The following is a 26,120-nucleotide window of genomic DNA, read 5'->3' on the forward strand; positions in this document are numbered from 1 at the left end:
CGGTCATGGGACGAGATCGGCACCTACCGGTGAGGAAAGTGCCTGTACGGGCGGCGACCGGGGGCGCCAATCGGACTTAGCGGATCATACGGACAACCGCCTGTCAACGACCGGTTCGACCCTCGAACGAATGGTCAGGGCGTAGTAGGCTCTCGCAAATCCCGCGGCCGGGTCCTCCGGCGGCCCTGCCTGCCCGAAACCGATCCTTGTCCGCGCCTGGCATTTCCCGACCGAGGACCCCATGCGTCTGCGCAGCAGCTCGATCCGCGCGAAGGTCATCGCGCTGCTCATGGTGCCCATCGTCGCGCTCACCGCCCTGTGGGTCTACGCGACGCTGGTGACCACCAGTGACGTGTGGACCCAGTTCGAGGTCAGCAGCAGCTACCGGAGCTTCGGCACCACGGTGGACCAGTACGCGCACGACCTGCAGAACGAGCGCCGCGCCGCCGTCCAGAAGCTCGCCGACCCGCGCTCGCAACCGGCCGCCGAGGCCTTCGACAAGGCCCGCGCCGTCACCGACCGGGAGGCCCAGGCGCTGCGCGCCAAGGTCGGCACCGCCGAGGCCCGCAAGCTCGACGCGACCCAGCAGGCCCGCTTCCGCGAAGTCCTGGCCAGCTACGACCAGGTGGTCGCGGTCCGCGACCACATCGAGCGCTCGATGGTGAGCTGGACGTACATTCTCGACCAGTACAGCGACCTGATCAAACCCACCTTCGCGTTCCGTTCGGCCTTCGTCAGCCGGCAGAGCGGCCAGCTGCCGCGCCAGGGCACCATCCTGATCGAGCTGGTCCGGGCCCGCGAGTACCTGGCGCAGGAGGACGCGGCGATGGGCGGCCTGAGCGCCTCCACCGCCAAGATCAGCCCGCAGCAGTACCAGGCCGCGCTGGACGCCCTGCACAACCAGCGGGCCCTGTTCACCGTCTACATCGCCGAACTCGAACCCGCGGACCGCACCGACTACCTCGGCCTGCGCACCGGCGAGAACTGGTCCGCGCTGGAGCGCGCCGAACGGGACTTCACCAACGCCGCCGGCTACGAGCGGGTCGCCGAAGCGATCAACGGGGACGACTGGCACGCCGTCGCCGACCGCGCCCTGGCCGACCTCGACGCGATCAACGCCCGGCTGGCGGGCGGCATCGACGCCCGCGCCGACTCCTACGCCATGGGGCTGCTCTGGCGCGGCGGCATCGCCGGCGCGATCGGCCTGGCCGCCATCGTGCTCTCCATCGTGATCTCCTACCGGATCGGCCGCGGCATGGCCCGGGAGATGATCGGGCTGCGCAACGCCGCCCAGGAGCTGGCCGCCAACCGGCTGCCCTCGGTGATGCTCCGGCTGCGCCGCGGCGAGCCCGTCGACATCGCCGCCGAGACCCCCGAGCTGCAGTTCGGCCCGGCCGAGGCCGGCCAGGTCGGCCGGGCGATCAACGCCGTGCAGCGGGCCGCGGTCGAAGCCGCCGTCGAGCAGGCCGAGCTGCGGCGCGGCGTCTCCGCGGTCTTCGTGAACCTGGCCCGCCGCAGCCAGGTGCTGCTGCACCGCCAGCTCACCCTGCTGGACACCATGGAGCGCCGCACCGAGGACCCGGCCGAGCTGGAGGACCTCTTCCGTCTGGACCACCTCACCACCCGGATGCGCCGGCACGCCGAGGGCCTGATCATCCTCTCCGGCGGCTCGCCGGGCCGCGCCTGGCGCAAGCCGGTGCGGATGGTCGACGTGGTCCGCGCCGCGGTCGGCGAGGTCGAGGACTACGCCCGGGTGATCGTCCGGCCGTTCCCTGGCACCGGGCTGCTCGGCAGCGCGGTCGCCGACGTCACCCACCTGATCGCCGAGCTGGTCGAGAACGCGGCCGTCTTCTCGCCGCCGCAGACCCAGGTCACCGTGCAGGGCGAGGTGGTCGCCCACGGCTTCGCGCTGGAGATCGACGACCGCGGCCTCGGGCTCAGCGGCCAGGCCCTCGACGGGATCAACCAGCGGCTCTCGGTGGAGCAGGAGTTCGACCTCGCGGACACCGACCGGCTGGGCCTCTTCGTGGTCAGCCGGCTGGCCCGCCGGCACGGCATCCGGGTGCACCTGCGGCCCTCGCCGTACGGCGGCACCACGGCCGTGGTGCTGATCCCGCGCGAACTGCTCGCCGAGGCGCCGGACGTGATGGCGGAGCAGCCGGCTGCCCCCGCGCCCGTCCAGGCCAGGACGGCGCCCGCCGCGGGTGCCCGGCGCGGCCAGCGCGAACTGGTCGCGGTGCCCGCCCTGGCCGAGACCGGCCCGCACGGGCGGCATGCCGGCCCGGACTCCGCCGCGGAGGAGGCCGACCAGCTCGCCGGCCGCCGGGGCGGCCCCCGCCCGTCGGTGGCCGAGCCCGCCCGCGAGCCGGGCGGCCTGCCGCGCCGCCGCGCCGGCGGTCCCGTCCTGGTGCCCGCGCCCGCCTCCGACGGCTCGGGCCGCGGCCGGCACCGGCGCGACGAGGGTCCGCAGGACCCGGCCCCGGACGGCGACCCGGCCGGGACGCCCGCGGCGGGGCTGCCGGGCGGTGGGGTGCCGGGCGGCGGGTTGCCGGGTGCCGCGCAGCAGGGGAGCGCGCTGCCGGGCGGCGGGCTGCTGCCCCGGCGGGTCCGGCAGGCGAACCTGGCCCCGCAGCTGAAGGAGGCCGCCCAGGCCCGGGCCGCGGCCGCGCCCGGTGCCGTGCCGGGCGAGCCGGCCCGTGAGCGTTCGCCCGAGGAGGCCCGGGCCACCTTCAGCTCGTTCCAGCGCGGGTTCACCCGTGGCCGGGGCGACCGGGTCAGGCCCGGATCGCTGACCGCCGTGCCGTCCCCCGCCGTGCCGCCGGCCCCGGTGGCGCCCTCGCCGGGGAGCCCCGCCTTCTTCGACCCCTGGGCCGGACCGAACCGCCGGGCCCTCACCCCGGGGCCCCGTCCGGCGGCGGCGCTGCCCGCGGCCCCGGCCGGCCCGGCGGCCCTCACCGGCCGCCGCCCGGCAGCCCCCGCTTCGCCCGTCCCACCCGTGGCTTCTGCACCACCCGTTTCACCCTCACCATCACCATCCGCATCATCCGCACCACCCGCTCCAGCGGAAGGAACTGATTCATGACCAGTACGACGCAGCCGTCCGGGGACCTCAACTGGCTCCTGGACGACCTCGTGGGACGGGTCGCGGCCCTGCGGCACGGCGTGATCCTCTCCAGCGACGGCCTGGCCACCGGAGCGTCCAGCGGCCTCGGCCGCGAGGACGCCGAGCACCTGGCCGCCGTCGCCGCGGGCTTCCACAGCCTGGCGAAGGGCGCCGGCCGGCACTTCCAGGTCGGCGGGGTCCGCCAGACCATGGTCGAGCTCGACGAGGCCTTCCTTTTCATCACCGCCGCCGGCGACGGCAGCTGTCTCGCCGTGCTCAGCGAGGCCGAGGCCGACATCGGCCTGATCGCCTACGAGATGGCCCTGCTGGTCAAGCGGGTCGGCGAGCACCTGGCCGCCGAGCCCCGTACCGCGCCGCCCGGGAGATGACCGAAGCGATGACCGAGGGGACGGGCCAGGAGCCCGAGGAGGGCGCGTCCGCGCCGCGCCCGGCCGCGGACGTGCAGTGGTACGACGACGACGCCGGACCGATGGTCCGGCTGTTCTCGATGACCAAGGGACGGGCCAGGCCCACCGAGGAGGGTCTCTTCGACCTGATCTCGATGATCGCCGCCACCGACCGGGCCGAGGACGCGGACGGCGAGGGCGAGGCCGCCCTCGACCTGGAGCACCACAGCATTCTCACCTGGTGCCGGCGCGAGCCGCTCACCGTCGCCGAACTGGGCTCGTACACCGACCTGCCGGTCAGCGTGGTGCGGGTGCTGCTCGGCGACCTGTACGACGCCGAGCTGATCACCGTCACCCGTCCCGTCCCGCTCGCCCAACTGCCGGACGAGCGCCTGCTCCGAGATGTGATCAATGGACTCCGTGCGCTCTGACCCCGCCACCTCCCGAGGGCAGTGGCCCGGCGGCCCGGCCGTCGCCCTCAAGATCCTGGTCGCGGGGGGCTTCGGCGCGGGCAAGACCACCCTGGTCGGGGCGGTCAGCGAGATCCGCCCGCTGCGCACCGAGGAGCAGATCAGCGAACTCAGCCGGCCCATCGACGACACCTCGGGAGTCGAGGCGAAGCGGACCACCACGGTCGCGATGGACTTCGGCCGGATCGACCTGCGCGAGGGCCTGGCGCTCTACCTGTTCGGCACGCCCGGCCAGGACCGGTTCTGGTTCGTCTGGGACGAGCTGGCCCAGGGCGCGCTCGGCGCGGTGGTGCTCGCCGACACCCGCCGGCTGGCCGACTGCTTCCCCTCGGTGGACTTCTTCGAGCAGCGCGGCATCCCCTTCCTGGTCGCCGTCAACTGCTTCGAGGGCACCGAGGTCTTCGCGCCCGAGGACGTCCGGTCGGCGCTCGACCTGGACCCGGGCGTACCGGTGCTGCTCTGCGACGCGCGCAGCCGCGAGGACGGCAAGAACCTGCTGATCGCCCTGGTCGAGCACGCCGCCGACCGGCGGGCCGGGGCGGTCGTCCCGTCCGCGTGACGGACCCGGGGGCGGTCCGCCCGTCCGGATGACGGACCCCGGGGCCCGGCGGGTTGCCCTGCCGGGCCCCCGCGTGGAAGGCTCTGTACGGAAGGTTCCGCCCGCGGCGCGTGCGGCGGGGCCCGCCCGGCGCCGCGACGGCGCCCGGCCCGCGACCCGGGGGAGGACAGCGCGATGACCGTCCAGCGGACCCGTCCGGCCGTGTCCCTCCCGGTCACCCCCGCGCTGACCGTCCGCCGTTACATCGACCTGGCGCTGATCTGCAGCGCCTGCTGTCTGTAACCCCCTCTCGTCCCGCCCGCCCGGAGCGGACCCGGGCGGCCCTCGCCGCCGGGGCTCCGGCGCCCGGTCGCGCCCGCCTTCCGGCGCGTGCCGATCCCTGACGATCAGTCAGCATCCTTCCATGCCCGTGCCGGTACGGCCCGGGCCGACGAGCGGCCCCGCCTGCGCGGGCCGCCGCCCCGGCCTGCCCGCCGTCGCCCCCGGTTCCCGCGGAGACCCCTGTGAAGTTCGCCCGTCCCGTCCTGGCCGCCACCGCCCTGCTGGCCGCCACCGCCTGCGGAGGCAATGCCGAGGCGGGCCCCGCGTCCGCCCCGGCCGGCGCCGCCGCCGCCGTCGAACTGCGCCTGCCGGAGCCCGGGAACTCCGGGGTGCTGGCCGTCGCCAAGAAGGACGGCTCGCTCGACCGGGCGCTGGCCGCCGTGCACGCCAAGGTCACCTGGACCAGCGCGCCGGCCGGCTTCGCCGAGGCCGCCGACGCGCTCAACTCCGGGCGGCTCGACGCCGCGCAGGGCAGCATCAGCACCGGCCTGCTCCCGCTCGCCGGGAAGCCCGGGTTCGCGCTCTTCGGCGCCGCGCAGCCCGACCCGATCGGCGAGGGCATCCTGGTCAAGAACAACTCCGGCATCAAGTCCGTCAAGGACCTGGCCGGCCGCAAGGTCGCGGTCGACGCCGGCGGCGCGGGGGAGTACCTGCTGCTCCAGGCGCTGGCCAAGTACAAGGTGCCGGCCGAGCAGGTGCAGCGGGTGCGGCTGAGCCCGGAGCAGGCCCGCAGCCAGTTCTCGATCGGCGAGGTGGACGCCTGGGCCGCCAGCGGCGAGCCGGTGGTCACCGAACTCGCCCATGCCAGCGCCTACCTGGTGACCAGCGGCTTCGGTGCCGGCTCCGACAACTACCGGGTGTGGGCGGTCCGCAGCGAGCTGGCCCGGCAGCACCCCGAGGTGGTGCGGGCGCTCTACGACTACCTGCACGAGGCGGACGGCAGGGCGCAGCGGGACCCGGCCGCCTACCTGAACGTCTTCACCAGCAGCGGCCCGGAGGCGGTGTCCGGGCGGGCGAAGGACGTCCGGGTCGACGTCGGCCGGGCCGCCGCCCCGGTCGGGCCCATCCAGGAGGCGGACGCCGTCCGGCTGGAGAAGGTCGCGCAGCTCTTCGCCGCCCAGCACGTCACCCCCTCGGTGGTGGACGTCCGCTCCCATCTGCTGGACGTGAACAGCCTTGCGGGGAGCGCCCGGTGACGGCCCCGGCGGGCGGCCGGGGCGGCGGCCCCGGGGCCGGGCCGGAGGGTCCGTCCGTCCCGGTGCGACGCAATCGTCCGTTCATCTGGTTGAATAGGGGCATGAACTACGTCGTGGACAGCAGCCGAGGTCGCTTCGACCTTGAGCCGTTCTGGCCGTCCCGGCAGCCGCACCTGTTCGACCAGACGTGTCCGGGCTCGCCCAGCGCGTCCCGGCCCTCCGCCCGCTGACCTCAGGTCCAGCCCGGCAGCACACCCCGGTCGACGCGCAGACGACACCCACCGTCAGTCTCGCGCGAAAGTAGCGGCACCATGTCTTCTTCCTCCACGGCCACCCTCTCCGTCCCCTCCGCGACCCCGCACCTGCGCGCGGTCCGCGCCGTCCAGCCCCCGGCCGCCGAACGGTGGCACCCCGGCGCGGCCCAGCAGAACGGTCCGCAGCACGCGGTGCCGCAGCTGCCGCCGCAGGGCCTGCTCACCGCCCTGCCCGAGGGCGCCACGGTCGTCGCGACCGTTCCGCAGTCCGCGTTGCCGCAGGGCCTGCTGGCCCAGTACGGCGTCCAGTTCGGTGCGGCCGGCAGCCACCCGATGGTCGGCTACCTGGTGCTCGTCCCGGCCGAGGCGGCGCAGGCCGCTCCCGGCCTCGGGCTCCCGGCCGGTGCTCCGGCGGCCGCGCCCGCTCCCGTGCCGGACCCGGCGCAGCGTCCGGCCAAGCCGGCCGGACAGGGCATCACCGTCGACATCGAGCGCCGCAACGCCTACGTGGACGGCAAGTTGCTCGACCTCACCTACCTGGAGTTCGAGCTGCTGGCGCACCTCACCGACCACCCCCAGCGGGTGCACACCCGCGACCACCTGGTCTCCGCCGTCTGGGGCTACGGCCACGTCGGCGACGGCCGGACGGTGGACGTGCACGTCGCCCGGCTGCGTCGCAAGCTCGGACCCGCCTACCGCGACAGCATCGTGACGGTCCGTCGGGTGGGCTACAAGTACACGCCGGCGGCGTAGTTCCACGACAGCGAGCGGGTTGACCCCCTCCCCCTCGGGGGCGGGGGTCAACCCGCTCGCTGGTCCGGCGGCAGCAGGAGGACGGAGAGCGCGCTCGCGCAGGTCCTGGCGTGGCCGAGGAACCAGGGCAGCCGCTCGTCGGTGAGCCGCTCGGGGGTGGAGCGGACGGCCAGCGCGAACCGGGCGTGGCCGGAGCGGTCCAGCACCGGCACGGCGACCGTCCGGACCCCGGCCGCGGACTCGCCGTCGTTGAGGGCGTGCCCGCTCTCCCGGACCAGGTCCAACTCCCGCAGCAGCAGCTCCGGTTCGGTGATGGTCCGGTCGGTGAACGGCTCCAGCGGGCCCGGCAGGCCGGCGTCCGCCTCGCCCGGGCGCGGCCAGGCCAGCAGGACCTTGCCGAGCGCCGTGGAGTGCAGCGGGCGGCGCAGTCCGAGGCCGGTGTCCGGCCGGACGGAGGCGCCGACCAGGATCACCGCGTGCGGGCCGCTGCGGATCGCCAGGTCGGCGGTGGCGCCGGTGCGCCGGGCGAGCAGGTCCAGCTCCGGGCCGGCCAGGTGCAGGCCCCGCTGGTGGAAGCTGAGTTGGCCCAGTTCGGCGACTGCGGGGCCGAGTCGGTAGCGGGCGGTCTGCTCGTCCTGGTCGAGGAACCCGGCGCCGACCAGGGTGCGGGCCAGGCGGTGCGCGGTGGAGACCGAGAGGCCGGTGCGGCGGGCCAGGTCGGAGGCGCTGAGGTCGGGGCCGTTGTCGTGGAAACAGTGCAGCAGTCCGAGGGCGCGCTGCACGGCCTGCGCGCCCGTGGGGGGACTCTGGACGCCGGCCGCCTCGGCCATGACACCTCGCGTTCTGTGCCGGACCCCTTTCGGGAGACCGGAGTTGATGCCGGATGGGCTGACGCTCCCAGACTATGACAGGCCGCCCTGCGGAATTGTGTCGCCGGCATTGCAATGACATGGCTTTCATGAACAAGTGATCCCACGATGTGGAAAAGCTTGCTTCCCGCTCGTCCGGCGTGGAACGCTCAGGGCACACCGCGGCGGACGCACCGCAGCGGCACCGCGCCGGCCCCGCCGCCGCGACCCCGACGCCCCAGCAGGAAGGAGCAGTGCCGTGACGACCCGCCGGTGCAGCGCCCTCCCCGCGATCCGCGTCCGCCGTACCTGTTGTCTCTGACAACCGTCTTTCACCGCAGGGCACTTGTCCGCCCTGCCCGCCGCATCGGCACCCCCCGTACCGCTCGCAGCCGCGTGCCGCGCCGCCGCGTCCGCGCACCCCCTCCAGCCCAGGAAAGGCACCACCGTGCCCAGCCCCGCCCCGGACACCCTCTGGTTCACCCGCTGCCCCGTCCCCACCGCCACCGGCATCGCCGCCGACCGGGGCCGGCTGGCCGAGGAGTTCGCCGCCGACGGCATCGCGGTCCGCTCGCTGCAGGACGCCCCGCCCGAGGTCGCCGCCGACCACCACTTCACCCACGCACTCACCGGGCTGTTCCGCGAGGGCGGCAACGTCCCCGCCCTGTGGGCCCGTTCGCGTGGCGAGCGGACCCGGCTGATCGGCCTCACCTGGATCGAGGAGCGCCAGGTCGTGCTGGTCAGGGCCGGCAGCGGCGTCAGCGGCCCGTCCGCCCTGCGCGGACTGCGGCTTGCCGTCCCACACCATGGGATAGGCATCGACTTCTGGCGCGCGATGGCCCTGGCCGGCTTCGCCGGCGCCCTCTCACTCGCCGGCCTCACCCTGGCCGACGCCACGCTGGTGGAGGTCCCGGCCGGCGAGGCCGGCGGGCAGTGGTCCGCCGAACTCGCCGCGCTGCGGGACGGGACGGTGGACGCGGTGTACGTCAAGGGCGCCCTCGCGGTGGAGGCGGCCCGGCTGATCGGCGCCGAGGTGGCGGTCGAGCTGGACGCCGCGCCCGACCGGCGGGCCCGGGTGAACAACGGCACCCCGCGCCCCGTCACCGTCCACCAGCGGCTGCTCGACGAACACCCCGACCTGGTCGTGCGCTTCCTCGCGGTGCTGCTCGAAGCCGCCGACTGGGCCGCGGAGAGCCCCGCCGAGGTGGCCCGGATCCTCCAGGCCGAGACCGGCGCCGGGGCCGAGGGCGTGGCCGGCGCGTACGCCGAGGGCGGCCACCGCACCCTGCACCTCGACCTCTCCGAGGAGCGGCTCGGCCTGCTCGCCCAGCAGGAGCGCTTCCTGCACGGCCAGGGCTTCCTGGACGCCCCGGTCGACATCCGGGCCTGGACCGACCCGGAACCCCTCCGCGCGGCCCGCGCCCTGCGCGACCGCCGCCGCTCCACCTCCCGCTGACGCCCGATCAGGAGAAACCGCACCATGAAGACCCCCCGTACCGTCCTCGCCGCCACCGTCCTGCTGGCCGTCGCCCCGCTCGCCGCCTGCGGCTCCTCCGCCGGGAGCGCCAAGGCCTCGGCCGACGGCAACGCCCCGGCCGACGTGGTGCTGCGGCTGCCCGACCCGGGCAACTCCGGCTTCCTGGCCCTCGGCAAGAAGGACGGCTCGCTGGACAGAGCCCTGGCCGCCGTCCATGCCAAGGTCGCCTGGACCGGCAGCGCGGGCCCGTTCGCGCCCGCCGCCCAGGCGCTCTCCGCCGACCAGCTCGACATCGCCCAGGGCTCGATCACCTCCGCGGTGGCCGCGCTCGGCCAGAAGCCCGGGTTCAAGCTGTTCGCCCAGACCGCCCCCGACGCCGTCGGCGAGGGGATCCTGGTGAAGAACGGCTCGCCGATCAAGAGCGTGCAGGACCTGGCCGGCAAGAAGGTCGCCGTCTCGCAGGGCGGCACCAGCGAGTACCTGCTGCTGAAGGCCCTGGAGAAGAACGGCATCCCGGCGGACAAGGTGGAGCGGGTCTACCTGCGCGCCGACCAGACCGCCGGGGTGTTCAACTCCGGCCAGGTGGACGCCTGGGCGACCTGGAACACCTTCTCCACCCCCGAGATCGCCAACGCCGGCGCCCACTTCCTGGTCAACGGCCAGGAGGTCGGCTCGGACAACTACGCGGTCTGGGCGGTCCGCAACGGCTTCGCCGACAAGTACCCCGCCGTCGTCGGCGCCTTCTACGGCTACCTGCACGAGAACGGCCTGAAGGAGAAGGCCGACCCGGCCGCGTACCTCAACGTGGTCACCGACTCCGGCCCGACCGCCGTCACCCCGGCCGAGCGGGAGGTCGCGATCAACGTGACCAGGGCGGGGGCGACCGCCGACGTGATCAGCGACGCGGACCTCGTCCGGTTCGGCACCGTCGCACAGTTCTTCGCCGACCAGAAGGTCACCAAGTCGCTGATCGACGTGAAGCCGTACGTGCTCGACGTCGGCAAGCTCCCCGGCGGCGGCAAGTGACCGCCCCCGCCGCCCCCGTCGCCCCCGCACCCGCGCGGACCACCGTGACCGCCCCCGACACCGACACCGCCCCCGACACCGCCGCCGCGCTGGCCGCCGGCCTGGTCGCCCCGCGGACCAGGCTGCCCGCGCCCCGCCCCCGCCACCTCGCCCTGGTCCTGCGCACCCTCGGCCCGCTCGCCCTGCTGGGCACCTGGGCCCTCGCCTCCGCCACCGGCGCCCTCACCCAGGACGTACTGGCCTCGCCCGGCCAGGTGGTCGGGGCGCTGGACGAGATCTGGCGCAACGGCCAGCTCACCGACGCGCTCGGCGTCTCGCTGACCCGGGCCGGCCTCGGCCTGCTGTTCGGCGCCGGCGCCGGCCTGGTGCTGGGGGTCGTCACCGGCTTCTTCCGGCTCGGCGAGGAGCTGCTCGACTCGGCCGTCCAGGTGCTGCGGACGGTGCCCTTCCTGGCCCTGGTCCCGCTGTTCATGGTCTGGTTCGGCATCACCGAGACCGCGAAGGTCGCCCTGATCGCGGTCGCCACCAGCTTCCCGATGTACGTGTCCACCTCCGGCGGCGTCCGGAACACCGACCGCAAGCTGATCGAGGCGGTCCGCAGCTTCGGCCTCGGCCGCTGGGCGATCGTGCGGACGGTGGTGCTCCCGGGCGCGCTGCCCGCCCTGCTGTCCGGCCTGCGGCTGTCCATGACGCTCAGCGTGATCGCGCTGATCGCCGCCGAGGAGATCAACTCCACCGAGGGCATCGGCTACCTGATGGCGCAGGCCCAGAACTTCTCCCGTACCGACATCCTCGCGGTCTGCATCCTGATCTACGGCGTGCTCGGCCTGCTGGCCGACGGTGTCGTGCGGGTGCTGGAGCGGGTGCTGATGCCCTGGCGGGCGCAAGGAGCGACCCGATGAGCCGTCCGACCACCCCCGGCCCCGGCGCCGGCCCCGGCGCCACCCCCGCCGTCCACCTGCGCGGCCTGCGCCGCACCTTCGGCACCCGGCACGTGCTGGACGGCGTCGACCTGGACATCGCCCGCGGCGAGTTCGTCGCGCTGCTCGGCGCCAGCGGCACCGGCAAGACCACGCTGCTGCGGATCCTCGGCGGGCTGGACCGTGCCGACGCCGGCACCGTGCTCGTCCCGCCGGTCCGCACCGTGGTCTTCCAGGAGCCGCGCCTGGTGCCCTCGCAGCGGGTGCTCGCCAACGTCACCCTCGGCCTGCCGCGCGGCGCCGCCTCCCGGGAGACCGGGGTGCGGGCGCTGGCCGAGGTCGGGCTGGACCGGCACGCCGACGCCTGGCCGGCCACCCTCTCCGGCGGCGAGGCCCAGCGGGTCGCGCTGGCCCGGGCGCTCGTCCGCGAGCCGCAGCTGCTGCTGCTGGACGAACCGTTCGCCGCCCTGGACGCGCTGACCCGGCTGCGGATGCAGGACCTGGTCGGGGAGCTGGTCCGCAAGCACCGCCCGGCGGTGCTGCTGGTCACCCACGACGTGGAGGAGGCGATCCGGCTCGCCGACCGGGTCGCGGTGCTCCGCGACGGCGCGCTCGTCACCGACGAGACCGTCGAGGTGGCCCGGCCGCGCGACTCCGCGGACCCGGCCTTCGCCGCCCTGCGCCGCCGCCTCCTCGCGGACCTCGGTGTGACGCTGCCCGAGCCCGCGGGCGTCTGAGCCCGGCCACCGTCCGAGCCCCGTTCCCGCTCCCGTCCGTACCCCGTCGTCGTCGAGCCCCCGCCGTCGCCGTCCGTACCCCGCCCCCGTACCGAACCCGGAGTGATCCCCATGACCGTCACCATCGGTGTCCACAGCAGCAACCCGTCCCTCTACTACCTCGCCCGCCTGGACTTCCTCGCCGAGGAGCTGGCCCCGCTCGGCGAGAGCGGTGAGTTCCACCACTACACGGACGGCACCCGGACCGGCGCCCTGCTCGCCGACGGCACCATCGACCTCGGCGGCACCGGCTCCACCCCGCCGGTCACCGCCCAGGCGGCCGGCCACGACCTGGTCTACACGGCGGTCTCGGCGCCGCGCCCCGACCACGGCGCGCTGCTCGTCCTGGCCGACGGCCCGGTCACCGGCATCACCGGGCTCAAGGGCGGCACCGTCGTCCTCGGCATCGGCTCCTGGCAGACCCACCTGCTCGCGAAGGCGCTGCACGCCGAAGGCCTGTCCTACGCCGAGGACGTCCGGCCGGTCCGCCCGGCCCCCGGCTCCGACCCGGCCGCGCAGCTGCGGGCCGGCGAGATCGCCGGCTGGATCGCCCAGGGCGCCGAGCTGGCCGCCGCGCTGCGGACCGGCGAGTTCCGCGTCCTGGTCCGCACCGGCGACGTGATCACCGACCGCTCGGTGTTCTTCGCCCGCCGCGACTTCGCCGAGGGCCGGCCCGAGGTGGTCGCCGCGATCACCGCCGCGCTGGCCCGCGCCGACGCCTGGGTGGCGGCCAACCCCGCCGAGGCGGCCGCGATCGCCGCCGCCGACCTCGGGGGCAGCACCGAGGACTGGCGGACCGCCCTGACCGCACTGCCGTGGCGCCTGGAGCCGGCCACCGCCGCGTTCGTCGCCGAGCAGCAGGAGGCCGCCGACATCTTCCACGGCGTCGGCTTCATCGACCGGACGATCACCGTCGCGGACGCCCATCTCCCGGCCCTGGAGGCCCCCGTGGCCGCCGCACTGGCGAAGGCGGTCTGACCGATGGCCTCCGAAGTCCTCTGGTACATCATCCCGCGCGAGGGCCACTACCCCTGGGAGCCGGCCGGCCGCCGCCCGGTCGACCTCGGCTACCTCCAGCAGCTCGCCGGCACCGTCGACCGGCTGGGGTACACCGGCGCCCTGCTCGCCACCGACCTGTACGACGTCTGGACGCTCGGCAGCGCGCTGGCCGCCGCGACCAGCACCGGTTTCAAGCCGCTGCTCGCCGTCCACCCGGGCCTGGTCGCGCCCACCCTGCTGGCGAAGATGGCGCTGAGCTTCGACCACCTGCACGGCGGCCGGCTGCGGTTCAACGTGGTGAACGGCTCCACCGAGCAGCTGCGCGAGTACGGCCTGCACGTCGAGCACGACGACCGCTACCGGCTCAGCGCCGAGTACTGGTCGATCGTCAAGCGCCTCACCGCCGGCGAGGTCTTCGACCACAAGGGCGAGTTCTACGACCTGAAGAACGCCGGCGCGAGCCTGCGCGAACTCGCCCCCGTCCAGCCCGGCGGCATCCCGCTCTGGTTCGGCGGCAGCTCGCCGGCCGGCATCGAGATGGCCGCCGAGCACGTGGACGTGTACCTCACCTGGGGCGAACCGCCGCACCTGCTCAAGGAGAAGCTGGAGAAGGTCCGCGAGCGCGCCGCCGCGCACGGCCGGACCCTGCGGATCGGCCTGCGCCTGCACCTGATCGTCCGGGACACCGAGGACCAGGCCTGGGCGGCCGCCGACCGGCTGCTCGACGTGACCAGCCAGGCCACCTACGCCCGGCAGCTCGGCAACCGGGACGGCGAGGACGGCGTGGGCTGGCAGCGCCAGTTCCGCCAGCACGGCGGCAAGGTCCCGGCGCGGGCGAGGGAGCTGGAGACCCACCCCAACCTCTGGCCGGGCATGAGCCTGTTCCGTCCGGGCCCCGGCACGGCCGTGGTCGGCAGCACCGCGCAGGTGGTGGAGCGCCTCCAGGAGTTCGAGTCGCTCGGCGTCGACACCTTCATCCTCTCCGGCAACCCGCTGCTGGAGGAGGCCCACCGGGTCGCCGAGACCGTCCTGCCCGCGCTCGGGATCAACCGGCGGTGAGCCGGCTCACCGCCGGCCCGGCCGTACGCCGGCCCTGAGCCGCTCCCGCGGGCCCGGCCTGCCGCCGGGCCGCCGGCCGGGCCGGCGGGGCAGAGGTTCGGCCGGCGGCGGGCGCCCAGTTCACGCCGGGCGTGCGCCCCGCGCACGCGCGATCCGGACTGCGGGCACCCGGCGGCCGGTGCAGTCTGGTGGTGTCGGACGTGTGCGAATGGTCCGACGCCATCCCGAGGGATGTCTGCCGAGGAGGCCGGATGTCATCGCGGAACGACTTCCTCCACAACGTCTCCGCGCAGGTGGTCGCCGGCGTGCTGCTGCTGGGCATAGCCGCACTGATCGCGGTCATGGCGCACTCCTGCAGCCAGGGCGGCGGCGGTGCGACCTCGGCCCCGGGCACCGCCACCCCTGGCCCTGCCGCTCCGTCCACGACGGCGGCCGCCTCCTCGGGGCCGCCCCGTTCGCCCGAGCCCTCCACCGCCGGCACGGCCGAGGCGTCCTCCGGCGGGACGGCGGCGAGCCCGCTCGTCGCGGTGGAGCACGCCGCCTGGAGCGTCTCCGACTGCCGGCTGAGCCGGGCGGACGGCGTCCCCGTGCTGCACGCCACGGTGTACGTGAAGAACAAGGACCCCAACACGGCGCACAGCTGCACCACCACCGTGGTCTTCGGGCCCGACTCCGACCGGCTGGCCGCCGACACGATCTACGTCGACGAGGTGAAGCCGCTCCAGACCGGGAAGAACGAGGTGGTCGACACGAATCCCTCGCCGTCCGTGGTCTCCGTGCCGGACGGCCCGGTGTCGTGCCGGATCACCGGGATCAGCGACTACGACACCGGGGCGTCCGTCCAGGAATGACGGCGGCGGGCCGCGGTCAGCGGCTCAGGCGGTCGATCTCGGCCAGGTCCTCGGCCGACAGCGGGCCGCCCTGGAGGGCGTCGATGTTCTGGTCCAGCTGGCGGACGCTGCTGGCGCCGATGATCACCGAGACCACCCGCGGGTCGCGCAGCACCCAGGAGAGCGCCAGCTGCGCCAGGCTCTGCCCACGGCCCTCGGCCACCTTGTTCAGCGCCCGCAGCTGCTCCAGCTTGGAGCCCGTCAGCGCCTCCTCCTTGAGGAAGTGGCCGACCGACATCCGGGAGCCGGCCGGCACCTCGCCGCCGAGGTAGCGGTCGGTCAGCAGCCCCTGGGCGAGCGGGGAGTAGGCGATCAGGCTGGTCTGCGTGTCGCCGACGGCGTCCAGCACGCCGTCCTCCGGCGCCCGGTTCAGGATGGAGTAGCTGGCCTGGTTGAGCAGGACCGGCGTGCCCAGCCCGCGCAGGATCGCCACCGCTTCCCGGTGCTGCTGCGCCGGGTAGTTGGAGATGCCCGCGTACAGGGCCCGGCCCGAGCGCACGGCGGTGTCCAGCGCCCCCATGGTCTCTTCCAGCGGGGTGTCCGGGTCGAAGCGGTGGGAGTAGAAGACGTCGACGTAGTCGAGGCCCATCCGGTCGAGCGACTGGTCGAGGCTGGCCAGCAGGTACTTGCGCGAGCCGCCGTCACCGTACGGGCCCGGCCACATGTCGTAGCCCGCCTTGGAGGCGATGAACAGCTCGTCCCGGTACGGACGGAAGTCCTGGGCGAAGAGGTAGCCGAAGTTGCGCTCGGCGCTGCCGTACGGCGGGCCGTAGTTGTTGGCCAGGTCGAAGTGCGTGATGCCCCGGTCGAAGGCCCGGCGCAGCACCGCGCGCTGCACCTCCAGCGGCTGGGTGTCACCGAAGTTGTGCCACAGCCCCAGCGAGACGGCGGGCAGCTGCACGCCGCTGTGCCCGGCACGGCGGTAGGTCATGGAGGTGTAGCGGTCGTCCGCGGCGAGGTAGGTCATGACGCCATCCTGCCAGCTCGCGGGCCCGAAGTGGACGCACGCCGGGAGCCGTCCCGCAGGCCGGACGCCCCGGCGGGGGACCATCGGCCCTGCCGCCGTCACCGCCGGCCCCGTACCGTGGTGGACAGTCCGCCGACAGGAGCCGCCATGACGCCGCAGCGACCCGCCGACCGATCCGGCGACGCCGGCGCACCCGGTCGCGGCCCCGGGGCCTTCGGTGCCGCGCTCGGCGCCCGGCCGCTCCCGGACATCGCCGGCCGCGCCGACCTCGAAACGCTGCTGCGCCGCTTCTACCGGGCCGCCTTCGCCGATCCGCTGATCGGCCCGTACTTCACCGAGATCGCCGGGCTGGACCTGGAGGCGCACCTGCCGCACATCACGGACTTCTGGGAGAGCGCGTTGCTGCGCACCGCCTCCTACCGCCGCAACGCCTTCACCCCGCACGTCGCGCTGCACGAGCGCCGGCCGATGACCGCCGAGCACTTCGGGCGCTGGGTGCAGCTGTGGACGGCCGCCGTGGACGGGCTGCACGCCGGCCCGGTGGCCGAGCGGGCCAAGGCCCAGGGCGAGCGGATCGCCGTGAATCTGCTGCGCCGCACCTCCGGCGGGTCGACCGACGCCCCGGACGGCGCCGGCGGCGGGTTCGTCCCGCTGTCGGCGGTGCTGCTGCGCAGCTGACGTCCGCGGTCGGCACCCGCGTTCGGCACCCCCGGTCGGCACCTGTCAGGGGCTTCCGCACCCGGCGTCCCCGTACGCTGGGCCCTCCCGGCCGGTACCGCAGCCGGGCCCCGTCACCTGCCCCCGTCACCTGCCCAGGGCACCCGCCACCGCCACCGCCGTCCGGCACCCGGCCGCCGCCCGACGGGCCCGGCCCGCGGGTGACAGCCCACGAGGGACGGCCCGCGAGTGACGGCCGCCGGCGGGCCCTTGCCCGGCCGCCGGAGGGCTGCCTATGCTCACGGTGGATCGTGTGCGGTCCGGCCCGCCGCGGCGACGCGCCGGCCGGACGAGTCGAAGGGGGAGCCGTCGTGAACGAGCGCGCCCTGCCCCTGCGCTGTTGTCGCCCCCGCAGCACCACGCGCTGACGCCGGCCCGTACGACCGCCCGACGCGCGATCCCTCCCCGGTGCTGCTCGCGCGCGTGCGCAGCCGTGCCCGGGGCGCCCGTACGCGGCGGCGGCCGTCCGCACCCGTTCGAACGCCCCTGAAGGAGACCGCCATGCGGTTCACCGTCTCGTCCCTCGTCGCCAACGGCCCCGACCCCGTCGGCGGAGTGCGGCGCACCCCGCACGAGAAGCTCCACAACGTCATCGACCAGGCCGTCACGGCGGAGCAACTCGGCTACGAGGGCTACGGGGTGGGGGAGCGGCACGGCGCGCCGTTCCTCTCGCCGGCCCCGCCGGTGCTGCTCGGCGCGATCGCCGCACGCACCTCGACGATCCGTCTGTTCACCACCGTCACGGTGCTGAGCATCCTCGACCCCGTCCGGGTCGCCGAGGACTACGCGATGCTCGACCAGCTCTCCGGCGGACGCCTGGAGCTGATCATCGGCAAGGGGAACGATCCTCGTCACTTCGGCCTCTTCGGCCTCCCGGAGGAGCGCCAGTGGGACGCCCTCGCCGAGAACTACGGCCTGCTGCGCCGGCTCTGGCGGGAGGAGAAGGTCAGCTGGCAGGGCAGCACCCGGCCGCCGCTGACCGAGGTGACCACCGCGCCGCGGCCGCTGCAGAGCCCGATCCCGGTCTGGCACGGCAGTGCCACCAGCCGGCAGTCCACCGACCTCGCGGCCCGCCACGGCGACCCGCTCTTCTCGGCCAACTCCTTCCACCCGATGGCCAAGTACAAGGCGCTGGTGGACCACTACCGCGAGCGCTGGGAGCACTACGGCCGCGACCCGAAGGACGCCAGGGTCGGCACCGGGTTCGGCGGGCTGTTCGTCGCCCGGCGTTCGCAGGACGCCGTCGAGGGCTACCGGCCGTACTGGGAGGCCATGTACAACTCGGACGCCGGCCGGCACAACAACTCGCCGTTCGCCACCCTGGAGGACGCCCTGGAGCACGGCTCCGCCCTGGTCGGCAGCCCGCAGCAGGTGATCGAGAAGATCCACCGCTACCACCGGGCCTTCGGCAACGAGGTGGTCGGCATCGGCGTCGACGCCCTCACCGAGGACCTCCAGCACGAGCAGCTGGAACTGTTCGCCGCCGAGGTCGCCCCGGTGATCCGGAAGGAGATCCCGGACCCGCCGCCGGCCGCGTGAGGCCGCGCTCCGGCGACCGGGTCGACCGAGGGTGCCGGGGCTCCCGCCGTGACCGCGACCGCGCCCTTGCTGCGACCGGGTGGGTCGGGCGTTCGGTTCGGGCGGGCGGGCGGCCAGGGCGGGCGGCCAGGGCGGTCGGCCCGGGCGGGCCCGGTCGGGCCCGGTCGGGTCGTCGGTCTCCGGTGTCCGGGCCGAGCGCCGTGACCGCCGTCCTCGGGGCTGACGGCACGCCAGAAACGTGACGTACGCCTCATCCGGGGTGCGCCGGGGCGGGAGTGACGGACGGTGTTTGTGGGCAAAGCATCCCGGAGGGGGCCGTTCCGCTGTCGACGCGCGGCCGGCCCCGGGCCGTGGCCGCCGGGGGGCGGCGCACGGCCCCACGGGTGACCGCCCGGACGGGTCGCGGCCCGTCCGTACACCCGGTGATCCGCGAGCAGGCCGGCCGGCCGCCTGCCGGGTGGTCCGGCGGGCCGTTCCGGCGGCCGCCGCGGGAGCCGGCCGCGCCGCCCGGAGGGGCGGGCCCGGCTCCGGAATCCGCCGGGAGCCTCCCGCGCGCCGTCGCATAGGCTGCTTCCCACGATGGTGCGGATAAAGGTGCTGGGGTCCCTGGCTGCGGAGGCCGGCGGCGACCGGGTCGGTCTCGGTGGTCCGCGCCAGCGCGGTGTGCTCGCACAACTCCTCGCCGCCCGGGGCGAGGTCGTCCCGGTCGACCGGATCATCGAGGACCTCTGGCAGGGCCGGCCGCCCGCCAAGGCCGCCGCCTCCGTCCAGGCGTACGTCTCCAACCTGCGCCGCCTGCTCGAACCCCGGCGCGGCCCGCGCGAGCCCGCCCGGCTGCTGGTCAGCGAACCGCCCGGCTACGCCCTGCGGCTGCCGGCCGGTTCGGTGGACGCCTGGCGGTTCGGGCAGCTGCTGGACGAGGCCCGCGCGGAGCCCGGCTCCGCCGCCGCGCTCGGCCTGCTGGACGAGGCCCTGGCGCTCTGGCGGGGCGCCGCCTACGCCGAGTTCGCCGACGAGCCGTGGGCCGTCGCCGAGAGTGCCCGGCTGACCGAGCTGCGGCTCGCCGCCCGCGAGCAGCGCGCCGCCCTCGCCGTCCGGCTCGGGCGGCCCGACGAGGCCGCCGTCGAGGCCCGGGCGCTCGCCGACGAGCACCCGCTGCGCGAGGAGGGCTGGCGCCTGCTCGCACTCGCCCTCTGGAACACCGGCCGCCAGGCCGAGGCGCTGGACGTGCTGCGCCGGGCCCGGGCCGTCCTGGCCGAGGAGCTGGGCCTGGATCCGGGCCCGGCGCTGGCCGGCCTGGAGTCCGCGATCCTCCAGCAGCGCACCGAGCTGCTCGGCGCCGCCCCGCCCGCTCCGGCCCTGGAGCCGGCGGACCGCCGGCCGGTGGCCGTCGTCGGCCGTCCCGTCGCCGACCGTCCGGCCGCCGGCGGCCCCCCGGTGGACCGGAGTGCCGTCGCGGGGCCCGCCCTCGGGGGGACGGTCGTCCAGTGGATGCCGGACCGCTGGGCTCCCGGCGAGCGGCCCGGGCAGCCGGGCCCGCCCGCGCAGCCGCCGGCCGGCCAGCTCTTCGTCGGCCGGGAGGCCGAACTGCTGACCCTGCGCCGGGCCGCCGCCGAGGCGGCCGCCGGCGGCCCGTCCGTCGCCATCGTCACCGGCGAGGCCGGGGCCGGGAAGTCCACCCTGCTGGCCCGTCTGCACGCCGAACTGGCCGCCGCCGGCTGGCGGACGGCGAGCGGCCGCTGCCCGGAGAGCGAGGGCGCCCCGCCCGCCTGGGCCTGGACCGAGGCGCTGCGCGACCTGGCCCGCCAGGCACCCCCGGACGGCGACCTGGCCGTGGCCCTGGCGCCCGTCCTGGACCAGGACCTGGACCTGGGCCCGGGCCCGGACCGCCCCTCCGGCACCGTCCACGCCTTCGCGTTGGCGACGCTGACCGCGACCGGTACGGGCGGCGCCGCCGAAGCCGTCACCGGGGCCACCGGGCGGGGTGACGGCCGGGCCGACGGCCCGCGGACGCCGGGCGGGCCGGTGGTGGCCCTCCGTCCGCCGGGCGGCCTGTTCGCCGCCCGCCCCGGGGAGCCGGGCCCGGACCGCCGGGGTCCGGACGCCGCCCGCACCCCCGGCCCGCGCACCTTCGGCCCGCGCACGCCGGACACCCGGTTGCCGGACGCCCGCACCCCGGACGCCGGCACCCTCGACACCCGTACGCCCGACGCCCGTACGCCCGGCCTGTGGACGCCCGAGGCCCGTACGCCCGAGGCCCGCACCCTCGACACCCGTACGCCCGGCATCCGGCCGGTCAACTCCCGCCCGGCGGAGGCCCGTACGCAGGACGCCCGCACCCCGTGGAGCCGCTCCGACGCCCTGGTCGGACGGTTCCGGCTGCACCGGGCCGTCGGCGACTGGCTGCGCCGGGCCGCCGCCGACCGGCCGGTGGCGATCGTGCTGGACGACCTGCACGCCGCCGACCGGGAGACCCGCGACCTGCTGGCCGACCTGGCCGGCGGCCCGCCCACCCCCGGGCTGCTCCTGGTGCTGGCACACCGCCCCGGCGAGGGCGATCTCACCGACGCGCTGGCCGTCCTGGCCCGCCGCTCGCCGCACCGGGTCCCGCTGGCCGGGCTCGGGGAGGCCGACGCGGGCCGCCTGATCGGCTCGGTCTGCGCGGCCGCCGTCGACCGGCGGACCGTCCACGCGCTGGCCGACCGCACCGGAGGCAACCCGTTCTACCTGCTGGAGAGCGCCCGGCTGCTGGCCCGTGAAGGGGCCCTGGTCGCCGTCCACGAGGTGCCGCAGGGCGTCCGGGACGTGCTGCGCCGCCGCTTCGACCGGCTGCCGCCGAACGCGGTGGCCGCCCTGCGCCTCGCCGCCGTGGCCGGCCGCGAGGCGGACGCCGAGGTGCTGCTGCGCGCCTCGGACGCCGACGAGGACGAGCTGCTCGAAGCGCTGGAGGCCGCCGTCGAGGGCGGCCTGCTGACCGAACCCCGGCCCGGCACCGTCCGGTTCAACCACGCCCTGGTCCGCGACACCCTGTACGCCGACCTCAGCGGGCTGCGCCGGGCCCGGCTGCACGGCAGGGTCGCCGAGGCGCTCCGCGAGCTGCGCCCGGACCAGATCCAGGCCCTCGCGCACCACTACACCCAGGCCGCCACCAGTGCCACGGCCGGCCTGGCCGTCGACTACTGCGTGCGCGCGGCCGAGGCGGCCGAGCGCCGCTACGCCCACGAGACCTCCGCCGCCCTGCTCCGCCAGGCCCTGGACAGCTTCGACCGGCTCCCCCCGGACGGCGGTGACCGCGAGGCCCGGCGCAACGCGCTGCTCGCCGGCCTGCTCCGCGCCCAGGTGCGGATGGGCGCGGTGGCCGCCGCGACCGAGACCAAGGCGACCGCGCTGCGCCTGGCCCGCGAGGCCGGCCGCCACGACCTGCTGATCGAGGCCTGGACGGCCTGGACCGAGCCCACCCCCTGGGTCACCCACCCGTACGGCAGCTTCGACCAGGCGGCCGTCGACTCGATCACCGCGCTGCTGGACCGCCCGGGCATGCCCGCCGCCGTCCGCTGCCGGCTGCTCGACGCGCTCACCTACGAACTCGACTGCTCCGGCCGCCCGGAGGGCTGGGAGGCGGCCGCCGAGGCACTGGCGATCGCCCGCGCCGAGGGCGATCCGCGCCTGCTCGCGATGGCGCTGGCCGCGCAGGCCCGGGTGCACGACTACGAACTCGCCTCCGAACTGCGCGGGGCGACGGCCGCCGAACTCGCCCGGGTGGCCACCGAGCACGACCTGCCCGCCTACCGCTGGCACGCCGAGTACCTCGCCTCCTCGGTGGCCGCGACCTCGGGCGACCTGCCCGCGCTGCGGGCCCACGTCGAGGCCGCCCGGGAGATCGCCGAGACGTACGGGCTGGCCGAACTCCTCGACGTCGGCAACGGGCAGCTGGGCATGCTGGCCTCCGCCGCCGGCCGCACCGAGGAGGCCCAGCGGCTGTACGCGCTGACCGTCGCCGGACTGCGGGCCCGCGGCTCGGTGCACGCCGAGGGGTTCGCCGCCCTGGCCACCGTGGTGATGGCCCTCCAGGAGGGACGGCTGGCCGCCCAGCTGCCGCTGATCGAGCGGATGCGCACCGTCTACGGGTCGCTGGCCGCCGACATCCACGCGCTCGCCCTGGTCGACCTCGGCCGGCCGGCCGAGGCCCGGGCGGCCCGCGCCGAGCCGACCGCCCTGCCGCCGGACTACTACCGGTCGCTCTTCCTCACGGTGCGGGCGATGGCCGTGGTCGCGCTGGACGAGCACACGGAGGCGGCCGGGCTGGTCGAGGAGCTGCTCCCGCTGCGCGACCTGGTGGCGGGCAGCGCCAGCACCTCCATCGCGCTGCGGCCGGTCGCCCAGTCGCTCGGCGAGCTGACCCTGCTGCTGGGCCGGCCCGAGGAGGCCGCCGGGCACTTCCGGCAGGCCGCCGCGGTCGCCCGCCGCTGGGAGTCCGCGGCCTGGACGGCGGAGGCCGAACGCGCGCTCGCGGACCTCGGCCCGCGGTACTGATCCCCGGCCCCGGCCGGCCGATCCCTGCCGTTGCCGTTGCCGCTGCCGTCGCCGCCGGGCCGCCGGGCCGCTGCGCACCGTTCCGGCACGCTCGCCCCGCCGGACCCGTCCCCCACGGCATCCGTTCCCGCCGCACCGTCCCCGCCGTACCGTCGCGGGCCGTTCCAAGCGCACCGGCGGCCGCTTGGAGCCGGACCCCAAGCCGACTCCAAGCCGCCCCTGCCACGATCGGCGGGACTCCGCACGGTGCGCCCGCAGTACTGCCGGTCGCGGCACCGTCCCGAACCCGAACCTGCCGGAAGGCTCCTGATGTCCTCCCTCCTCGGCCGCCTCGGCGGCGCCGCGGCGGCCAGACCGTGGCGCACGCTGGTCGCCTGGCTGCTGCTCCTCGCCGCCGCCTTCGCCCTCGCGTTCACCGTCGGCGGCACACCGCGCGACTCCTACCGGGTGCCCGGCACCCCCTCGCAGGCCGGGAGCGACCTGCTGGCCGAACGCTTCCCCGAGATGTCCGGCGCCGGGGCCCGGGTCGTGGTGCACGACCGGGCCGGCGCCCGGGTGCCGGACGCCGTGCTGGAGGAGCTGAGCGGCCGGCTGGCCGGCCTGCGCGGCACCCCGATCGTGGCGCCGCCCGTGTTCTCGCCGTCCGGCGACACCGCGCTGATCACCCTGAACTACCGGATACCCGTCACCTCCTTCGAGGGAGCGGAAGGCCTGGACGCGCTCCGCGCGGCCGCCGAACCGGTCGAACGCGGCGGCCTCCAGGTCGAGTTCGGCGGCCAGCTGCCGGAGAACTTCTCGGCGCCCTCGGGCACCGCCGAGGCGATCGGCATCGTCGCGGCCCTGGTCATCCTGGTGCTCGCGCTCGGTACCGTGGTCTCGGCCGGGCTGCCGCTGATCGTCGCGCTCGCCGGGCTGGGCCTGGGCAGTGCGGTGGTCTACCTGCTCGCCGCGGTGACCGACATCAGTGCCACCGCGCCCACCGTCGCCACCATGGTCGGCCTCGGGGTCGGCATCGACTACGCGTTGCTGCTGGTCAGCCGCCATGTCGAAGGCCTGCGCAAGGGGCTGACCCCGCAGCGGGCCGCCGCCGAGGCGACCGCCACGGCCGGCTCCTCGGTGGTGGTGGCCGGCTCCACCGTCCTGGTCTCGCTGCTCGGCCTGAAGCTGGCCGGGCTGGCCACCTACTCCTCCTTCGGCTACGCGACCTTCGCGGTGGTCGGCGCGGTGATGCTGGCCTCGCTCACCCTCGTCCCGGCGCTCTGCTCGCTGGCCGGGCCGCGGCTGCTGCGCCGGGCCGAGCGGCGCACGATCGGGAAGCCCGCCGCGGCGCCGGCCGGCCCGACCCGCACCGAGCGCTGGGCCCGGCTGATCGGCCGCCGGCCGGTGGCCGCGGCGCTGGCCTCGCTGGTGGTGATGCTGGCCCTGGCCGCGCCGATGCTGGCGATGCGCACCTGGCCGCAGGACGCGGGCATCCAGGCGGAGTCCAACACCACCCGCAAGGCGTACGACCTGGTGACCGCCGGGTACGGGCCGGGGGCGAACGGGCCGCTGCTGGTGACGGTCGACCTGCGCAAGGTGGCTGCCGCCGAACTCCCGGCGATCGCGGCCCGGTTGCAGGCCGACCCGGGTGTCGCCGCGGTGGCCCCGGCGCTGCTGAACGGTGCGGGGGACGCGGCCGTGGTCTCCGTCCAGCCGCGGACCGGCCCTCAGGACACCGAGACCCGGCACCTGCTGGACCGGATGCGTGCCGGCCTGCTGCCGCCGGGCGCCGAGGTGACCGGTGTGGTGGCGGTCTTCGCCGACATCTCGGACCGGCTGTCCTCCCGGCTCTGGGTGGTGGTCCCGTTCGTGGTGGCGCTGTCCCTGATCCTGCTGACCCTGCTCTTCCGGGCGCCGGTGATCGCGCTGAAGGCGGCGGCGATGAACCTGCTCTCGGTGGCGGCCGCGTACGGCGTGATGACGGCGGTCTTCCAGACCGACGCGGGGGCGGGGCTGCTCGGCCTGCCGCACTCGGTGCCGGTGTCCTCCTGGGTGCCGATCCTGATGTTCACGGTGCTGTTCGGCCTCTCGATGGACTACGAGGTCTTCCTGCTCTCCCGGGTCCGCGAGGACTGGCTGGCCACCGGGGACGCCCGTGGCAGCGTGGTGCGCGGGCTCTCCGCGACCGGCCGGGTGATCAGCAGCGCGGCGGCCATCATGGTGGCGGTCTTCATCGGCTTCGCGATCGACCCGGACGTGACCGTCAAGATGATGGGGGTCGGCATGGCGGCCGCCGTCCTGGTCGACGCGACGATCGTCCGGCTGGTCCTCGTCCCGGCCACGATGACCCTGCTCGGCCGCGCGAACTGGTGGCTGCCGGCCTGGCTGGACCGCCTGCTGCCCGAGCTGCGGATCGAGCACGGGGACGGTCCGGCGCCCGCCGCCAGGGAGCGCGAGCGGGTCGGCGTCTGAGCCCCACCCGTCCGTGCCGTCCGACGGCATGACGTCCGGTACCGTCCGGCCGCTCCCGCCGGACTGACCGCTCCCGCCGGACTGACCGCTCCTCCCCGGTCGACCGGTCCTCCCCGACCGGCTGCTCCGACCGCTCCGCCCGCTCCGCCCGAGGGGGTCGCCGGCTCATGGCCGGCGGCCCCCTTCCGGTGCTTCCGGGGCCGGGGGTGGATTCTGTACCTACTGGTATGTACAGTGGCGTCATGGCAACCCAGGACCGGCTGATCGAGAGCACCCAGGAGCTCCTCTGGGAGCGCGGCTACGTCGGCACCAGCCCCAAGGCGATCCAGCAGCGGGCCGGCGTCGGGCAGGGCAGCATGTACCACCACTTCGACGGCAAGCCCGACCTCGCGGCCGCCGCCCTGCGGCGCAGCGCCGAGGAGATGCGCGCCGTCGCCGAGGAGCGGCTGGCCGGGCCGGGCACCGCCTACCAGCGGATCGAGGCGTACCTGCTGCGCGAGCGCGAGGTGCTGCGCGGCTGCCGGATCGGCCGGATGGCGCAGGACCCCGAGGTGGTCGCCGACCCGCGGCTGCGGGCCCCCGTCGAGGAGACCTTCGACTGGCTGCGCGGCCGGATCGCCGAGGTGATCGCCGAGGGCCGGGCGGCCGGAGAGTTCGTCCCCGGCGCCGACCCCGCGGACACCGCGGCCGCCGTGGTCGCCGTCGTCCAGGGCGGCTACGTGCTGGCCCGGGCCGCCGACAGTGTCGAGCCGTTCCGGCAGGCCGTACGCGGCGCCCTCGGCCTGCTGGCCGGCCTGAACGCCCCGGCCGGCGCCTGAGCCGCCGGCCCGTCGCACCCCGGCCGGCCCTGGCCCG

Annotated in this window: 21 protein-coding genes; 19 read left to right on the forward strand and 2 right to left on the reverse strand. The window is 75.8% G+C overall.

The window, feature by feature from the left end; all coding sequences use genetic code 11:
* Positions 1-241: 241 nt before the first annotated feature.
* From IE329_RS05750 to IE329_RS05775, 7 genes are all read left to right on the forward strand, one after another.
* Positions 242-3,082 (forward strand): sensor histidine kinase, encoded by a 2,841-nt coding sequence (locus tag IE329_RS05750; protein WP_190209702.1) that lies wholly within the window; start codon positions 242-244, stop codon positions 3,080-3,082.
* A complete protein-coding gene (locus IE329_RS05755; RefSeq protein ID WP_073922637.1) occupies positions 3,079-3,492 on the forward strand; it encodes a roadblock/LC7 domain-containing protein in 414 nt (137 codons plus the stop codon). The genes IE329_RS05750 and IE329_RS05755 overlap by 4 nt, the downstream gene beginning before the upstream one ends.
* 8 nt (positions 3,493-3,500) lie before the next feature.
* Complete coding sequence (locus IE329_RS05760; protein WP_190209865.1) at positions 3,501-3,941, forward strand: DUF742 domain-containing protein; 441 nt, start codon at positions 3,501-3,503, stop codon at positions 3,939-3,941.
* Positions 3,922-4,539 carry a GTP-binding protein gene (locus IE329_RS05765; protein ID WP_190209703.1) on the forward strand — a complete coding sequence of 206 codons (618 nt, stop codon included), beginning with the start codon at positions 3,922-3,924 and terminating at the stop codon, positions 4,537-4,539. The genes IE329_RS05760 and IE329_RS05765 overlap by 20 nt, the downstream gene beginning before the upstream one ends.
* Positions 4,540-5,042: 503 nt before the next feature.
* Positions 5,043-6,056 (forward strand): ABC transporter substrate-binding protein, encoded by a 1,014-nt coding sequence (locus IE329_RS05770; protein WP_229927197.1) that lies wholly within the window; start codon positions 5,043-5,045, stop codon positions 6,054-6,056.
* 101 nt (positions 6,057-6,157) lie between these two features.
* Positions 6,158-6,286 (forward strand): hypothetical protein, encoded by a 129-nt coding sequence (locus IE329_RS41415; RefSeq protein ID WP_268257254.1) that lies wholly within the window; start codon positions 6,158-6,160, stop codon positions 6,284-6,286.
* Positions 6,287-6,367: 81 nt separating this feature from the next.
* Positions 6,368-7,063 carry a winged helix-turn-helix domain-containing protein gene (locus tag IE329_RS05775; RefSeq protein WP_190209704.1) on the forward strand — a complete coding sequence of 232 codons (696 nt, stop codon included), beginning with the start codon at positions 6,368-6,370 and terminating at the stop codon, positions 7,061-7,063.
* Positions 7,064-7,110: 47 nt separating this feature from the next.
* Here the strand turns inward: IE329_RS05775 and IE329_RS05780 are convergent, their stop codons facing one another.
* Positions 7,111-7,893 carry an IclR family transcriptional regulator gene (locus IE329_RS05780; protein ID WP_190209705.1) on the reverse strand — a complete coding sequence of 261 codons (783 nt, stop codon included), beginning with the start codon at positions 7,891-7,893 and terminating at the stop codon, positions 7,111-7,113.
* A 466-nt stretch (positions 7,894-8,359) separates the two neighbouring features.
* On the opposite strand from IE329_RS05780, the gene IE329_RS05785 reads away from it, so the two are divergent.
* The 7 genes from IE329_RS05785 (at position 8,360) to IE329_RS05815 (ending at position 15,019) form a co-directional block, all read left to right on the forward strand.
* Positions 8,360-9,367, forward strand: a complete 1,008-nt coding sequence (locus IE329_RS05785) for an ABC transporter substrate-binding protein (protein ID WP_190209706.1) — start codon at positions 8,360-8,362, stop codon at positions 9,365-9,367.
* Between the two features lie 24 nt (positions 9,368-9,391).
* The gene (locus IE329_RS05790) at positions 9,392-10,414 is read left to right on the forward strand and encodes an NrtA/SsuA/CpmA family ABC transporter substrate-binding protein (protein ID WP_190209707.1); all 1,023 of its coding nucleotides are present in this window, start codon (positions 9,392-9,394) and stop codon (positions 10,412-10,414) included.
* A 44-nt stretch (positions 10,415-10,458) separates the two neighbouring features.
* Positions 10,459-11,316: an ABC transporter permease gene (locus IE329_RS05795; RefSeq protein ID WP_190209867.1), complete on the forward strand. Its 858-nt coding sequence runs from the start codon at positions 10,459-10,461 to the stop codon at positions 11,314-11,316.
* The gene (locus tag IE329_RS05800) at positions 11,313-12,071 is read left to right on the forward strand and encodes an ABC transporter ATP-binding protein (RefSeq protein ID WP_190209708.1); all 759 of its coding nucleotides are present in this window, start codon (positions 11,313-11,315) and stop codon (positions 12,069-12,071) included. Before IE329_RS05795 ends, IE329_RS05800 begins: the two co-directional genes overlap by 4 nt.
* A 111-nt stretch (positions 12,072-12,182) precedes the next feature.
* Positions 12,183-13,088 carry an ABC transporter substrate-binding protein gene (locus IE329_RS05805; protein WP_190209709.1) on the forward strand — a complete coding sequence of 302 codons (906 nt, stop codon included), beginning with the start codon at positions 12,183-12,185 and terminating at the stop codon, positions 13,086-13,088.
* Positions 13,089-13,091: 3 nt separating this feature from the next.
* A complete protein-coding gene (locus IE329_RS05810) occupies positions 13,092-14,168 on the forward strand; it encodes an LLM class flavin-dependent oxidoreductase (RefSeq protein ID WP_190209710.1) in 1,077 nt (358 codons plus the stop codon).
* A 251-nt stretch (positions 14,169-14,419) separates the two neighbouring features.
* Positions 14,420-15,019 (forward strand): hypothetical protein, encoded by a 600-nt coding sequence (locus IE329_RS05815; RefSeq protein WP_190209711.1) that lies wholly within the window; start codon positions 14,420-14,422, stop codon positions 15,017-15,019.
* Between the two features lie 16 nt (positions 15,020-15,035).
* Here the strand turns inward: IE329_RS05815 and IE329_RS05820 are convergent, their stop codons facing one another.
* On the reverse strand, positions 15,036-16,025 hold the full coding sequence (locus tag IE329_RS05820; protein ID WP_190209712.1) for an aldo/keto reductase: 990 nt from the start codon (positions 16,023-16,025) through the stop codon (positions 15,036-15,038).
* Between the two features lie 147 nt (positions 16,026-16,172).
* On the opposite strand from IE329_RS05820, the gene IE329_RS05825 reads away from it, so the two are divergent.
* The 5 genes from IE329_RS05825 (at position 16,173) to IE329_RS05850 (ending at position 26,083) form a co-directional block, all read left to right on the forward strand.
* Complete coding sequence (locus IE329_RS05825) at positions 16,173-16,703, forward strand: group III truncated hemoglobin (protein ID WP_229927198.1); 531 nt, start codon at positions 16,173-16,175, stop codon at positions 16,701-16,703.
* Positions 16,704-17,243: 540 nt separating this feature from the next.
* Entirely contained in the window at positions 17,244-18,281 is a 1,038-nt protein-coding gene (locus IE329_RS05830) for an LLM class flavin-dependent oxidoreductase (RefSeq protein WP_190209713.1), read from the forward strand.
* Between the two features lie 579 nt (positions 18,282-18,860).
* A complete protein-coding gene (locus IE329_RS40340; protein ID WP_268257257.1) occupies positions 18,861-22,814 on the forward strand; it encodes a BTAD domain-containing putative transcriptional regulator in 3,954 nt (1,317 codons plus the stop codon).
* 309 nt (positions 22,815-23,123) lie between these two features.
* Positions 23,124-25,265 (forward strand): MMPL family transporter, encoded by a 2,142-nt coding sequence (locus IE329_RS05845; RefSeq protein ID WP_190209714.1) that lies wholly within the window; start codon positions 23,124-23,126, stop codon positions 25,263-25,265.
* A gap of 227 nt (positions 25,266-25,492) precedes the next feature.
* Positions 25,493-26,083, forward strand: a complete 591-nt coding sequence (locus IE329_RS05850; protein ID WP_190209715.1) for a TetR/AcrR family transcriptional regulator — start codon at positions 25,493-25,495, stop codon at positions 26,081-26,083.
* Positions 26,084-26,120 lie beyond the last annotated feature (37 nt).

It is taken from the genome of Kitasatospora indigofera, assembly GCF_014655955.1.
Classification (GTDB): domain Bacteria; phylum Actinomycetota; class Actinomycetes; order Streptomycetales; family Streptomycetaceae; genus Kitasatospora; species Kitasatospora indigofera.

Bases quoted from the DNA above. Each gene is read 5' to 3' on its own strand.
- IE329_RS05750 (WP_190209702.1), top strand. From the start codon at position 242: ATGCGTCTGCGCAGCAGCTCGATCCGCGCGAAGGTCATCGCGCTGCTC.
- IE329_RS05755 (WP_073922637.1), top strand. From the start codon at position 3,079: ATGACCAGTACGACGCAGCCGTCCGGGGACCTCAACTGGCTCCTGGAC.
- IE329_RS05760 (WP_190209865.1), top strand. From the start codon at position 3,501: ATGACCGAGGGGACGGGCCAGGAGCCCGAGGAGGGCGCGTCCGCGCCG.
- IE329_RS05765 (WP_190209703.1), top strand. From the start codon at position 3,922: ATGGACTCCGTGCGCTCTGACCCCGCCACCTCCCGAGGGCAGTGGCCC.
- IE329_RS41415 (WP_268257254.1), top strand. From the start codon at position 6,158: ATGAACTACGTCGTGGACAGCAGCCGAGGTCGCTTCGACCTTGAGCCG.
- IE329_RS05775 (WP_190209704.1), top strand. From the start codon at position 6,368: ATGTCTTCTTCCTCCACGGCCACCCTCTCCGTCCCCTCCGCGACCCCG.
- IE329_RS05780 (WP_190209705.1), bottom strand. From the start codon at position 7,893: ATGGCCGAGGCGGCCGGCGTCCAGAGTCCCCCCACGGGCGCGCAGGCC.
- IE329_RS05790 (WP_190209707.1), top strand. From the start codon at position 9,392: ATGAAGACCCCCCGTACCGTCCTCGCCGCCACCGTCCTGCTGGCCGTC.
- IE329_RS05800 (WP_190209708.1), top strand. From the start codon at position 11,313: ATGAGCCGTCCGACCACCCCCGGCCCCGGCGCCGGCCCCGGCGCCACC.
- IE329_RS05805 (WP_190209709.1), top strand. From the start codon at position 12,183: ATGACCGTCACCATCGGTGTCCACAGCAGCAACCCGTCCCTCTACTAC.
- IE329_RS05810 (WP_190209710.1), top strand. From the start codon at position 13,092: ATGGCCTCCGAAGTCCTCTGGTACATCATCCCGCGCGAGGGCCACTAC.
- IE329_RS05815 (WP_190209711.1), top strand. From the start codon at position 14,420: ATGTCATCGCGGAACGACTTCCTCCACAACGTCTCCGCGCAGGTGGTC.
- IE329_RS05820 (WP_190209712.1), bottom strand. From the start codon at position 16,025: ATGACCTACCTCGCCGCGGACGACCGCTACACCTCCATGACCTACCGC.
- IE329_RS05825 (WP_229927198.1), top strand. From the start codon at position 16,173: ATGACGCCGCAGCGACCCGCCGACCGATCCGGCGACGCCGGCGCACCC.
- IE329_RS05830 (WP_190209713.1), top strand. From the start codon at position 17,244: ATGCGGTTCACCGTCTCGTCCCTCGTCGCCAACGGCCCCGACCCCGTC.
- IE329_RS40340 (WP_268257257.1), top strand. From the start codon at position 18,861: ATGGTGCGGATAAAGGTGCTGGGGTCCCTGGCTGCGGAGGCCGGCGGC.
- IE329_RS05845 (WP_190209714.1), top strand. From the start codon at position 23,124: ATGTCCTCCCTCCTCGGCCGCCTCGGCGGCGCCGCGGCGGCCAGACCG.
- IE329_RS05850 (WP_190209715.1), top strand. From the start codon at position 25,493: ATGTACAGTGGCGTCATGGCAACCCAGGACCGGCTGATCGAGAGCACC.